9 protein-coding genes and 1 pseudogene are annotated in these 13,498 nt (G+C 44.1%); 6 read left to right on the top strand and 4 right to left on the bottom strand.

Going from position 1 to position 13,498, the window contains the following annotated elements; all coding sequences use genetic code 11:
* Positions 1 to 91 precede the first annotated feature (91 nt).
* The gene (locus VF412_RS12945) at positions 92 to 565 is read left to right on the top strand and encodes a PaaI family thioesterase (protein ID WP_331339674.1); all 474 of its coding nucleotides are present in this window, start codon (positions 92 to 94) and stop codon (positions 563 to 565) included.
* Here the strand turns inward: VF412_RS12945 and VF412_RS12940 are convergent.
* A complete protein-coding gene (locus tag VF412_RS12940; protein WP_331339673.1) occupies positions 562 to 1,230 on the bottom strand; it encodes a hypothetical protein in 669 nt (222 codons plus the stop codon). The two genes, VF412_RS12945 and VF412_RS12940, sit on opposite strands and share 4 nt — an antisense overlap.
* Complete coding sequence (locus VF412_RS12935; RefSeq protein WP_331339672.1) at positions 1,227 to 1,991, bottom strand: TIGR02147 family protein; 765 nt, start codon at positions 1,989 to 1,991, stop codon at positions 1,227 to 1,229. The genes VF412_RS12940 and VF412_RS12935 overlap by 4 nt, the downstream gene beginning before the upstream one ends.
* A 387-nt stretch (positions 1,992 to 2,378) precedes the next feature.
* On the opposite strand from VF412_RS12935, the pseudogene VF412_RS20065 reads away from it, so the two are divergent.
* The 5 genes and pseudogenes from VF412_RS20065 to VF412_RS12905 all read left to right on the top strand — a co-directional run bounded on the left by VF412_RS20065 (position 2,379) and on the right by VF412_RS12905 (position 8,771).
* Positions 2,379 to 4,106, top strand: a pseudogene (locus VF412_RS20065) (methyl-accepting chemotaxis protein).
* Positions 4,107 to 4,931 (top strand): protein-glutamate O-methyltransferase CheR, encoded by an 825-nt coding sequence (locus VF412_RS12920; protein WP_331339669.1) that lies wholly within the window; start codon positions 4,107 to 4,109, stop codon positions 4,929 to 4,931.
* 2 nt (positions 4,932 to 4,933) lie between these two features.
* A complete protein-coding gene (locus tag VF412_RS12915; protein ID WP_331339668.1) occupies positions 4,934 to 5,407 on the top strand; it encodes a chemotaxis protein CheD in 474 nt (157 codons plus the stop codon).
* Between the two features lie 8 nt (positions 5,408 to 5,415).
* Positions 5,416 to 6,909, top strand: coding sequence for a chemotaxis protein CheW (locus VF412_RS12910; protein WP_331339667.1), 1,494 nt, complete (start codon positions 5,416 to 5,418; stop codon positions 6,907 to 6,909).
* A 170-nt stretch (positions 6,910 to 7,079) separates the two neighbouring features.
* On the top strand, positions 7,080 to 8,771 hold the full coding sequence (locus VF412_RS12905) for an alpha-glucosidase (RefSeq protein WP_331339666.1): 1,692 nt from the start codon (positions 7,080 to 7,082) through the stop codon (positions 8,769 to 8,771).
* 33 nt (positions 8,772 to 8,804) lie between these two features.
* Here VF412_RS12905 and VF412_RS12900 read toward each other — a convergent pair whose 3' ends face one another.
* On the bottom strand, positions 8,805 to 11,033 hold the full coding sequence (locus VF412_RS12900; RefSeq protein ID WP_331339665.1) for a bifunctional alpha,alpha-trehalose-phosphate synthase (UDP-forming)/trehalose-phosphatase: 2,229 nt from the start codon (positions 11,031 to 11,033) through the stop codon (positions 8,805 to 8,807).
* A 135-nt stretch (positions 11,034 to 11,168) separates the two neighbouring features.
* On the bottom strand, positions 11,169 to 13,367 hold the full coding sequence (glgX, locus tag VF412_RS12895) for a glycogen debranching protein GlgX (protein WP_331339664.1): 2,199 nt from the start codon (positions 13,365 to 13,367) through the stop codon (positions 11,169 to 11,171).
* Positions 13,368 to 13,498: the final 131 nt, after the last annotated feature.

Here is a 13,498-nt window from a genome sequence, read left to right as displayed (position 1 = left end):
GGTGAGCTTCCAACTCAAATAGATTTCTTTGGTCAAACGGCAGGGTTGTTTTCTCGCAAAATGTGTTTCATCCTAATGGTCAGGAGCTTCTATGTCCCACTTGCAGTACGATAAGTCTTTGCAAATTCAAAAACCTTATATCGGAGACGATCAAGGGGCCTTTGTGTTGGGCTCCAATCAGCTTGAGATGGTTTTAATTAAATCGAACAAACATCATGAGTTGCTTGCCGAAGTTTGGTTCAGTCGTAAATCCACGGGACCTCCAGGTCATGTCCATGGTGGCTGTCAGGCGGCTGTGTTGGATGAGATGATGGGCGCGACGGGATGGAAGCATGGATTCAGTGTTGTTGCAGCAAAGATTGAGGTCGAATTTCTGAATATGATTCCTGTGGAAAAACAGTATCAGGTGCGAGGTCAGATTGTTTCGCAGGATAAGAGAAAAATTTTTATTGAGGCTGAGATTTTCTCAAAGGAAAAAATCTACGCAAAATCCAAGGGGCTATTTATTGTGCTTACGCCCGAACAATTAACCACCTTGGATGCGGAAAGAAATAAACAAAACTAGTAGGGGACTTTCTCTGCCATCAAGTAGTATTCAAAGTTTGACATAGTCTCTACACGGTTAGAGATCAAAAGACCATTGAAGGCACGAACGTCTTCTGACGTCAAAATCTCTGGATCGGCATTTAAGGCGCGGCGATAGATAACCTCGTGGACTATAGCTGCCGCCTTATCACTCACTGTCAGGTGAGCCCAGATTTGTCCGCTAAAAACATAACGTATATTGTCTGCAGCAATATCGCGTCTTTGCACGACAAGTTGCTCTAAAGAGCAATTAATCGGAATAACTGTCAAGCCTTGGTCATTTACAGGCAACAAATTGACGTGCTCTAGGAATTCCGCTTCTTGTTTGAAAGTGGCAAGAGCTTCTTTGTAAGACTGCCATCTTGAAAACTCACGATAGCGCAAGCTATCCACTAAAGTATTGGCTAGTGCGAAAGCGGCATCGAAACTGTCATCGAAGATCGTTTCAGGAAAATTTACCGTAGATTCTGGAAGCTTGAAGCCGTTCTCAGCTTCCCAGGCGTCCAACATTCTGTAGCCCTTGCCACAATGAACAACATTGCCGCCATTGCCGACCTCTTTCCAATCAGGCTTTAAGCCGAAACCCGAAGCTAAAGAAAGCTGTGACACCAGTAGTACCACAAAAACTAAAATAGAACGTATCATTGAACAACTCCTCGGGAAGTGACAGGAACGAGTTGGATGTTGAGACGATAAACTTCAGTTTGCTCGCCATTTTCTAAAAGTTTCGCCATTTTCCTTCTGAAATCTCGAATGTGATTTTTAACTTCTTTCAATTTGCGAACATCCGCTGGCATCTCGATACTTGTGATGTCTCGGAAATCAGGATGATCTGCAAGTAATGACTGAGTCGCGTGATCCAAGCCTTGACGATGATATTCCTGAATCGCTTCCGAAGGGATATCGTGGGACGTTGTCACGTCTTTGTAGGTACTTTTATAAACTCCACGAGATTGTTTGACCAGACCCATGCGTTCTAATCGGTCAAGGGCCTCAAGTGTTGCTGTTTTCGAGATTCCTAAACGCTTGGACATCCACTCAACATCGCTCTTGAACGTTGAAGTTTCCATCAAGCAGAGCAAAGAAAAGTGTTCGCGATTGGCAATCACGGCGAACTCGTCGCTTTTTAATTGAACTGCGCCGCCAGTTTCGCGTTTCGTTTTCTTTTGGCTTTGGACGACTCTGACCAACCCCTGTGATTGTTCCGGGCTCATCTTTAAAGCTGTCACCAATCGCTGTGTCAGGCGCGGACCCGGAATGTTTTGACCTGTGAGCATTTCAGAAAGACGACCTGGAGAAATACCCAAGTCGCGGGCAAAAGCGCGCATCGAATACTTACGATTGCGTGTCTTACGATCTTCATAAATATCTTTTAGAATTTCCGAGAGAGTTCCAGCATTTGACATGGCGTTGTCATACTCAATGAGTGAAAGGTGATTCAATGATCCAAATGAGAAATGAAACAAATTCCCAGAGGAATTCTCTGCTTTATGGAGGGATTCTGCTCTCTGTTTAAGACGAAAAAATGGTTTAGGGGCTGTAAAGATCAATTTATGGTGCTGTTAAGAACTTGTTGAAATTGATCCATATTTTGGAGCACTAATCTTAAAATTCACCTAGCATTTCAAGCACTTGTTCTGTGTAGATAATCGACAGTTTAAGGATCTTTGCTGATATTTGACAGCTAAGTCGCAAAATGGCGAAAATTATTCATTAAATCTATGTAACGTCCAACAAAAGCTATATAGGGCTGTTAATGGGTTCCGAGAAGTTTAGGCGGAGGAATTAAAAGCATGAGTACAGCCCTCAAACTAGACGCATTTTCGGATTCTACAAAACAGTCTCACCATGATGAATTGGCAGTTTTAAAGGCAGAGCTCGCGGCCCTTAGTAAAGTTCAAGCTATTATTGAATTCAATTTGGATGGAACGATCCTTACCGCCAATGAAAACTTCTTAAAGGCGATGGGCTACTCTTTGGATGAAATTCAAAATCGTCATCATGCTATGTTCTGCGATCCGACCTATGCAAATACGCCTGAATACAAGAAATTCTGGGAGCGTTTGGCAAATGGAGAATGTACTGCGAGCGAATTCAAACGCTTTGGCAAGGGTGGCAAAGAGATTTGGATCAATGCCTCTTACAATCCAGTCTTTGATGCTGAAGGCAGGCCGTTTAAAGTCGTGAAGTTTGCCACAGACATCACGGCTACGAAAATGAAGAACTCTGAGTACGAAGGTAAAATTCTGGCGATCAGCAAAGCACAGGCTGTAATCGAGTTCAATCTGGATGGAACGATCATGAATGCCAACGAGAATTTCTTAAAGACTTTGGGTTACAGTCTGCCAGAAATTCAAGGCAAGCACCATCGCATATTCTGCGAGCCAGAATATGCAGCAAGTGCGGAATACCAAAACTTCTGGAAAAAATTGAATACGGGTGAATTCGATTCGGGCCGCTATTTGCGCGTGGGTGCGGGCGGCAAACAAATCTGGATTCAAGCCACTTACAATCCGATCATGGATATGAATGGTAAGCCTTATAAAGTGGTGAAGTTCGCAAGTGATATCACCGAGCAAGTGAAACTTGAGCAGGCCGTGAAAAGAAAAGCGGAAGAAGATCAAAAGAAGGTAGATGCTCTGTAATTCACAGTAAGCAAAGCTGCTGAAGGGGATTTGACGTTCCCAATTTCTGTAACGGGTGACGATGCCTTGGGCCAATTGGCTTCTGGTATTAAGAAAATGATGGAAGACTTGCGTGCGGTGATCTCTCGTGTTGTGAATTCTGCGAATGACTTCGGAACTTCATCGAAATCCATTGCAGACCAATCGAACTCTGTGGCCTCTGGGGCATTGAGCCTTGGGGCAACAGTGGAAGAAATGAATGCTTCCATCGAAGAGTTCACAGCGTCAATTGCCTCTATCGCAGATAATACAAAGAAAGCGAATGAGCTTGCTAAGGTAACGCAAAAAGAAGCAGAACAAGGCAGCCAAGCTATTTCTAAATCTATCGAAGCGATGGAATTGATCAATAAATCATCTGAGGATATCAGCGAGATTATCAAAGTGATTAGCGAAATTGCCAGTCAAACAAATCTACTCGCATTCAATGCTGCCATCGAAGCGGCTCGTGCGGGTGAACATGGTTTGGGATTCTCGGTGGTAGCAGATGAAGTTCGTAAACTTGCAGAACGTTCTTCACAGGCAACGAAGGAAATTTCTAAACTAATTAACGAGTCGGTGAAACGTGTCGGGCAAGGCAGCGCAATCTCGCAACAAGCGGGTGAAGCGTTCGGCAAAATCGTGGCGGGAATTGAAAAGACAACGCAGTCTATCTCTGAAGTCACAGTCGCAGCGGAAGAGCAATCCGAAGCGGCCAAAGGTGTGAGTGCGGCGATTCAGCACATCGCTGGGGAATCCGAGAAGTCGGCGCAGGCCTCTGAAAGCATCGCGAACTCGACGAAGTCCTTGGTATCTGGTGCCGATGAACTTAATAAGACTGTGGCAAGATTTGTGGTGTAAATGAGCGAAGCAGCAAGAAAACTAGATGGGGAAACTTTAAAGAGTTTCCTTTCTCTAGTGAAGACCCATACCGGGATTACAATGGAAGAACGAAAGCGGGAGCTATTATTTGCCCGTCTTCGTCCTCGTTTGCGAGCTTTAGGCCTTGAAAGTCCTGAAGCCTATCTTGAATACCTTCACAATCATTCTGACGAAACTCAAGAGTTTGTAAATATGGTCACGACGAACGAGACCCTGTTTTTTAGAACTCCACTGATTTGGGACTATTTCAGAAATGAATATTTGCCGGAATGGTCGATAAAGAATTCTGATGGAACTTTACGTGTTTGGTCAGCGGCGTCTTCAACGGGAGAAGAGGCATTTAGTATTGCCATGACCTGCGAAGAGTATAAAATGACGAAGCCCAGCTTTCGTTATCAAATTTCAGGTTCAGACATTGATACCAATGTTTTGGAAAGAGCTCGTTCCGGGATCTTTAAAGAAAGAAATACGGCCGAGTTCAAAAAGAAATATCCCGAACTTTTTGAAAAGTATTTTAAAACGCTGCCAACGGGTGAATGCAAAGCCTTGGATATACTGTTTCAGCGGATGGATTTTTCCATTCATAATCTGCATACAAGACCTTCTAAGATCGGTCATTACGACATCGTGTTCTTACGAAATGTTTTGATTTATTTCACGGACGTGGACCAGGAGTTGGTCTTACGCAATATCTTTCAAGCGGTGAAACCTGGTGGCTTTCTGATTGTCGGGGAATCAGAGTCCTTGGCGCGACTGAAAACCGACTTCACTTTTCATAAACCTTTAATTTATAAAAAAGGTTAGCGGTGGGTAAACCAGAATACCACGTCAGAATTGGACAAGTGATTGTCGGAGCGGAGGGCGAAATCCTAAAAACCGTTCTTGGTTCCTGCGTTGGGATTGGGCTGATTTGGAAAAAGCAGAATAAAAGCGTTTTAGCGCACTGTCTATTGCCGTATCCCGTATCACCGCAAGAAGACAAAGACGCTCGTTACGTGAGTTTGACTTTGCCTCGCATGCTTGAACGTTTAGGGGCAGGGCCCTCCGATTATAGCGAGCTTGAAGCATTGGTCGCCGGCGGTGGTCAAATGATGGAAGTCGAGCAACCGTATACAAAATTTGTTGTCGGCGAAGAGAATCTTAAAATTGCAAAACAATGTATTGAGAAGTTGAAAATTAAAATTGTGGCTTTTCAATGTGGCGGGGATCAAGGCACTAAAATCACTTTGGACTCAAGCTCTGGCCATTTTGAAGTCGAAAAAGTTCCTAAGGTCGCATAGGGGAAAAAATGGATTTGGTATCTAAGGCTCAAAAACGTAGTGGTCATACTCAAATGTATGCCTCTTTTGACTTGGCAGATACAGAGCTTGCTCTTTCTGTCGCCTCCTTGCAAGAGGTGGTGAATTATCCAGAAAAGACGACTAACATTCCGTTGGCGCCTCCTTATTTGACGGGGCTCTTTAATCTTCGCGGCGTGGTGATTCCCATTGTGGACGTAGCAATGCTTCTGGGATTGCAAAGCACCAGGGATTCATCTCTAAAAAAAGTAGCCATTGTCAGTTCTGAAAAAGTTCGGGTAGGTCTTTTGTTTGATGGGACTTCAGAAATTCTGAACGTCCGTGATGAAGATGTTTCGCACTTTGACGGTGAGCCCGACGATAAAGGCTCCGTTATTCGCAGTGTTTTGAAACTAAATGGCGGCGATCGCATCGTTGAAGTGATCGATCCGGCTTTGCTTATCAAGGTCCAAAATATTCCAGAGATCTTAAGCCAAAGTCGTAATCAAGTGGCAGAGGTGAACCAAAAAAAGTCAAAACGCTGCCAGTGCATTACGTTCCGCTCTGGCGTGATGGAATTTGGCCTTGATATCTCTGCAATTCGCGAAATCATTCGGGTGCCAGAGATCAAACGCAGTGTTCTTGCCGTGGACTATTGTATAGGTATGGTGAACCTTCGTGGCATGATCATTCCGATCCTTGATTTTCAAATGTTTTTAAAACTGGAAGCTGGCAATGTCGAGTTGGAAGCCAAGCGCATTATCATCATGAAGGTACAAAATATTCAAGTGGGCTTCCTAGTCGATAGTGTGGATAGCATCGTGACTTTTTATGAGGAGGAAGTATTACCCATTCCTCTTTTTCAGCAGGAAAAAATGGATATGATGCGTGGGATGTTGCCTCATGATAAGGCCCCGAATGTGATCTTTTTGAATGAAATGCAGATGCTTTCTGATAAAGAAATTCTTGCTATCACCAAGGGCCACGCCACGCTTTATGGGAAGCCCGAGGTTGACCACAAAGAATCGCAGAAACGCGCTAGTGAACGTAAGCCTTATATCTCATTTAAATTAGATTATATGTTGTCTACTCGTTTAAGCGGCATCGACGAGATTGCAAAGGTCACTGAGGAACTTATTCACCCTCCGGGCTACCCTGAATATGTTGTGGGTATGACGAACATGCGCGGTGAAATGGTGATGGTGATCGATCTTCGCAGTTACTATGGCATGAAAGCGGGACAGGACTATATGAATTCCCGGATACTTGTTGTGACGGGCGAAAAAGGTAAATATGGACTGCTCGTGGACTCGGTAGAGTCTATAGTCACTGTCGATGAAGCTCAGAAAATTAAGATTCCGATGTTTTTGGCCAAGGATGTCGCGAAATCCCTGCAAGGGGATATGACAGAAGTGGTTGAGATGACAGAGCTCAATGGCAATAAGAAAACATTCATGATTTTGGAAGTGCCAGCATTAGTTCGTAAACTCGAAGCCGCTGCTTAACGAACCTCGAAAATTTCTTGCCCCTCTATAGCGAAGACTCTTGGCAGATTCGCTGTTCTTTAACAGGATACCTAAGTGATCCTAAGGCCATGCGTTAGCCAGTCATTAAATCCGGTGAAGCCCGCTTTTAAGTTTATTTTTGCTGCAAAATAGTTTTTTAATAAGGGTCTATGACCAATGTAAATGTGACAGTAAAGCCAAAATGGTGGAAAGAAGCCGTTTTTTATCAAATTTACCCTCGCAGTTTTAAAGACAGCAATGGCGATGGTATCGGTGACATTCGCGGCATCGTCGAGAAATTGGATTACCTTCAAGATCTGGGTGTGAACGTTGTTTGGATCTGTCCTGTTTTTAAATCTCCGCAAGATGACAACGGTTACGACATCAGTGACTATCAAGATATTCATCATGAATTTGGAACTATGGAAGATGTGGATCATCTTTTAAAAGAGATGCACCGTCGTGGTATGAAATTGATCATGGACCTTGTGATCAATCATACAAGTGATGAACATCCTTGGTTCTTAGAGTCTCGCTCTTCAAAAGACAACGCGAAACGTGACTGGTACATTTGGCGTGACGGTAAAAACGGTCATGAGCCCAATAACTGGGAGAGTATTTTTGAGGGCTCTGCTTGGAAATACGATTCGTTGACACAGCAATATTTCTTGCACTTATTTTCGGCTCGTCAACCGGACTTAAATTGGGAAAATCAAGATATGAAGAACGAGATCTATAAAATGATCCGTTGGTGGTTGGATCGTGGCATCGATGGTTTCCGTATCGATGCAATCAGCCACACCAAGAAAGTTCCGGGCCTTCCTGATCTGCCAAATCCTCATGGCGAACGCTATGTGGACTCAAAGCCTTTCCACATGAACGTTGATGGTGTTCTTCATTATCTGGCTGAATTGTGCGAGCAAACATTCTCTCGCTATGACGTTGTGACTGTCGGCGAAGCTAATGGCGTAGATGCGGATCAGGCTGAAGAGTGGGTTTCTGAGGAAAAAAAACGTCTTAGTATGATCATTCAGTTTGGCCATCAGAAATTGTGGGATGCTGTTGGTGGCGACAAATTTGATTTAGCTGAGTTGAAGCACATCTTCACGAAATGGCAAAAGAACCTCCATGGCAAAGGTTGGAATGCTTTGTTCGTGGAAAACCATGACATTCCTCGTGTGACCTCAAAATGGGGTGATACGGGCGAGTACTGGCGTGAAAGTGCCACTTGCATCGCGGCGTTGTATTTCTTGATGGAAGGCTCGCCGTTTATTTATCAAGGCCAAGAAATTGGTATGACCAATACTGTGTTCAACGGTCCTGATGATTTCCAAGACGTTTATGCAAAGAATCACTTTGCCACTCGCCGTGCTGAAGGCGCAACAGACGAGGAGATCACGCGCGAGATTGCATCCACATCCCGCGACAACTCGCGCACGCCGATGCAATGGAATGCTCAACCGAATGGTGGTTTCACGACGGGCAAGCCTTGGTTGAAAGTGAATCCAAATTATAAAGAGATCAACGTCGAGGCTCAGTTGGATCAGCCGGGCTCTATTCTGTCGTTTTATAAGAAGATGGTATTCATTCGTAAAGAAAACCATGTTCTTTTATATGGGGCTTATGATTTGATCTTGGCAGATCATCCAGAGATCTACGCCTACACTCGCAGCGTAGATAATGACAAGGCTTGGATCATTTGCAATATGCGCGGTCGCCCTGCGGAGGCGAATATGCCAGAATCAGATCCTAATGCACTGCTGATTATGAGCAACTATGAAACTTCAGAAACGCATCTGCCGGGACAGATGAAGCTTCGACCGTTCGAGTGCCGCGTGTACTTAAGGAAACAAAAGAGATAGCACATTGAAGAGCCGGTATTAAAACCGGCTTTTTTACGCATGAATATCACGCTTTTGATAGTGGAGCTCTTCGAAAAAGTTTTGTAATTCCTCAAAGAACCTCAACGTTTGTTTCTGATTTTGCAGTCGATACTGTGCGGATGTGGCCTCTGTGCCGACTTTGATAGACAGACTTTTCCCGGTAAGGCTTACGAATAATTCCTCGTCGCTGCGTTCGTCGCCAATACAAATCGTGAAAATTTCTGAAGCGTCATTTTGCATCAACCATCTAGCGAAGTTCGCTTTATTGCATTCCATGGCTTTAGCTTCAATGGATGTTCCATTACGATGAATTGTCACCGGTTCATTAGCGAAAGCAGCCTTCAGTTCTTGATTCAGACGTCGGGCTTGAGTCTCGGCAAAAGCTTTTGGCGATTGATCAAAATGCCACAAAAGAGACGCTTCCTTAACTTCAACTGACGAGAATGGCACTCGGGCCGTATAAGCCTTCATAGCTGCGCAAATCTCTTCATACCAAAGTGATAAATTAGAAGAGACGCGATTTTTCCAAGCATGCCCTGGTTTTTTGTAAAAGGCCCCATGTTCTGCAGCTAATATAAAATGCGAATCACCAAAATGAGTTTCCAGATATTCTTTAGAGCGTCCACTTAAGATGTAAATTTCAAGATCCTCGTGAAGGTTATCCAAAGCATTTCGCATTTGCTCAAGAATCATTGAAACATCAGGACGTTTTTGCAACTCATTGAGCATCCCATCTAGGTCGACGATGAGACGCCCGCCAGACAGTTGCAGATGGTAAAGCAAGTGACGGGGCCATTGATCTGACGATGGCGACAAGAGCTGACAACAAGAATTCAGGTTTTTTGATGTCTTGTTTTTCTCGAGGTCATCGAGAAATTTTTCGGCCCATTGCGTGGCTGAATACTTACTAAGACTTTCCTGCATATTTGCCATGCGAGCTTTTCGCTCTGTCAGAGGCATTTTATAGGCGGTATAGATCGCGTCGGCAATGCAATCGACATCCCATGGGTTGATGGTCACCGCATCCGCAAGCATCGAAGCGACACCAGTAAATTCACTTAAAACGAGAACACCGGCAGTCTGTACATCTTGAGCCATAATATATTCCATAGCCACTAAGTTCATCCCATCGCGCTTGCTGGTGACAAGGGCCGCATCGGCGCGTTTATATAGGGCCATCAAAGTTTCTTCATGGACAGAATTAAAGACATATTGAAGAGGGGTATAGTCTGTGGTCGCGAACTCTCCACAAATATTTCCGATCAGACGATCTATTTCCTCTTTGATTTTTATGTAGTATGGAACTTTTTGACGAGATGGAACTGCCACCTGTAAGAGTGAAATTTTGCCTCGCAATTCAGGATACTTCCTTAAGGCTCTTTGAAAACCACGCAGTTTTAATTCTAAACCTTTCGTGTAGTCTAAGCGATCGATGCCTAAGATTTGGAAAATCTCTTTAGAATTTCGATAGGTATTTGTCAGTGAGTGTACGACTTCACTTGAAGATCTTGTTTTGAAAGCCGCCGTATCGATGCTGATGGGATATGCGCCAAGATGCAAAGTGTGCGAATCAAAGCGAGCTTTATATAAAGTTGATTCCACACCTAATAAGGTTTTAATGCATTCATTAAAATGTGAAAGATACGAATGCTCATGAAATCCCAACAGATCCGCTTGCGAGAGAGATTTTAAAATTTGTTCCGCCACTGGAAGATGCCGGAAGATTTCAATGTTAGGAAAGGGAATATGCAAAAAAAATCCGACTTTTATTTTTGGATTTATTTTTTTAATCAGGCGAGGCAATAATAAAAAATGAAAATCATGAACCCAAACGGTGTCGTGGTCTTGGGCAACCCGCAAAATTTCTTCAGCCATCAGTTGATTGACGTATTCATATTTTTCCCAATTGGGACGGCTGAACTCTGCGATACTAGTCTCGTAGTGGAAAAGCGGCCAGATCAAGTCGTTGGCCACGCCGTCATAATAAGTGTCATAGAGTTCTTTATTTAGCAGGACAGGGTGACACTGAAGATTGTTCTTAATTTCTGAGCCGCGTGTGCGAAGAATTTCAGCCGTGGCAGGATCTGTTTCAAATCCCATCCATGAGAAGGGATCTTCAAGACTCACACCCAGCAAGGCAGATACAAGGCCACCGCTTCCGCGATTGAGATTTCCAGATCTTGCATCAACATGAAATGGAAGCCGATTGCTGACGAAAATTCTTTTCGGTTTTGAAGTCATGAGAGATTCCTTTTTTAAACCTGTTCAGGCTATCATTCAGAACGCTCTCACCAAGAGGAAGAAAAGGAACTTTGTTAAAAATGGCGTAGGTCCCTGTTACTTGAAACATCAGAGACTCTTATTATAAAAAGTCTGTCAAAAACTCTCAAACCCAGGTTGAGTCCTCTTTTCCATCAATAAGACCGTGGACCGAGACATGACTTTATATTTTTGATCGGCATTAAAAAAATGAGCCTGATCAGGCCAGTCCTGAGCAGTATCGAAAATGATTTGCCATTGACTATGTTGTGCGGCTTTAGGGAAATTGAACTCCATGTCCAATTCGCTCGCATTCAACATCCAAATAAAATTATCGTCGCAGATGAGAGCATTTTTTTCGTCATGCTCATTGATTGCGGTTCCGGTCATTTCCAGAGCCAAGCATTTGGCATAGTGCTTAGTCCATTCCTCTTCGTTCATTTCTTCTCCGGAAGGATTGAACCAGAGGACGTCTTTCTTTCCTCCTGCCCGCAAACTTTCACCTTCGAAAAAGTTGCGGCGATGGAAGACACGATGTGCTTTGCGAAGCTTCAGAAGTTTTTTAGTGAACCTGATAAGATCTCTGTCTGCTGTATCCCAGTGGACCCAGCTGATTTCGTTGTCTTGGCAGTAAGCATTATTATTTCCTTGCTGTGTTCGTCCCATTTCATCGCCACCGGTAATCATTGGAACACCTTGAGAGAGGCAAAGAACCGCAAGAAAATTTCTTTTCATTCGAGATCGAATCGCGTTGATGGCGGGATCATCCGTAGGCCCTTCAAATCCCCAGTTGGTGCTGATGTTATTGTCATTGCCGTCACGATTATCTTCTAAATTTGCTTCATTGTGCTTTTGACTGTATGAAACAAGATCATTCAGAGTGAATCCATCGTGGGCAGTAATGAAATTTACACTGGCACAGGGGCCGCGACCCGAAGATGCATACAGATCGCTGGAACCCATGAGGCGATATCCTAGATCGGCAATGCGGCCTCCATCGCCTTTCCAGAAGCTGCGAACTGTGTCGCGATATTTGTCATTCCATTCGGCCCAATGATCGGGAAAGTTTCCAACTTGGTAACCATCGGCTCCTAAGTCCCATGGCTCTGCGATCAATTTGACTTCGGATAAGATAGGATCTTGATGAAGAATATTGAAGAAGGAATTCAATTGGTGAACCTCATGAAATCCTCTGGCTAGAGCAGAGGCTAAATCGAAACGGAAGCCATCGACGTGCATCTCTGTAACCCAGTAGCGAAGGCTGTCCGTGATGAGGCGAAGCACGTGGGGATTGATCACATTCAATGTATTGCCGCATCCCGTGTAGTCGGCATAATAGTTGAGATTTTTTAGATCCAGACGATAGTAGCTGGCATTATCGATTCCTTTAAAGCTCAACATCGGTCCTAGTTGATTTCCTTCGGCGGTGTGATTGTAGACGACATCAAGTATAACTTCGATTCCAGCGGCGTGAAATTCACGCACCATGTTTTTAAATTCTTGAACTTGACTGCCGTTCCGCGGATTCGTGGCGTACCGCCAATCTGGCGCAAAATATCCGATGGTGTTATAACCCCAGTAATTGTGCAGTCCTTTTCTTTGAATATGTTCTTCCTCAACGTGTTGATGGATAGGAAGAAGTTCAATAGCCGTGATTCCGAGATCCTTGAGATAGTTGATCACATCAGGGTGGCACATGCCGTTGTATGTTCCACGAATGCCCTCCGGCACTCCGGGATGCATTTTTGTGAAGCCTTTGACATGGGCTTCGTAAATAATAGTTTCACTCCATGGAATGCGAGGAGAGCGGTCTGCGCCCCATTGAAATCGATCATCGATGACAATGCCTTTCGGCATATAGGCAGCACTGTCCTGTTCATCAAATGAGGTGCCATCCGAATCATCGCCTTCTTTATATGGAAAAATCGAAGGATTCCATTGAATGGGTCCTGAAGTTGCTTTTGCATAAGGATCGATTAAAAGTTTATGCGGATTAAAGCGATGACCTTTTTCTGGATCGTAAGGACCATAAAAGCGGTATCCGTATTGTTGCCCCGCCTGCATTCCCGGAACGAAGCCGTGCCAAACTTTGTACGTTTGCTCCACCAGTTCCAGTTGGGTTTCATTGCCATTTTCATCGAAAAGACAAAGCACAACTTTTTCGGCATTCTGAGAGTAAATCGCAAAGTTCACACCGTCTTGATAAAGAGTGGCCCCAAGGGGCGTATGACTTCCTCTCCAGAGTTGAAGAGGTTGATCTTGATTCCTTCTTCTTTCGTTCTGCAATGAAGTGTCGCGACTGGCTTCAGCGTCCATAAGTCCTCACTATATAATGAGGAACTGCCGTGAATAAGACGTCAAGTCGTGAACACCAAGATTTCAGTTTTGAAATTTGAGCTTTAACAAAAACACCGTCAATCATCTTTCTGTTTTCTGTACCTGAATTA

Origin of the sequence: Bdellovibrio sp. (assembly GCF_036384735.1) — a bacterium.
In the GTDB taxonomy this organism is placed as follows: domain Bacteria; phylum Bdellovibrionota; class Bdellovibrionia; order Bdellovibrionales; family Bdellovibrionaceae; genus Bdellovibrio.
Note: the sequence above shows the minus strand (reverse complement) of the source record. Positions and strands in the feature narration are given on the sequence as shown.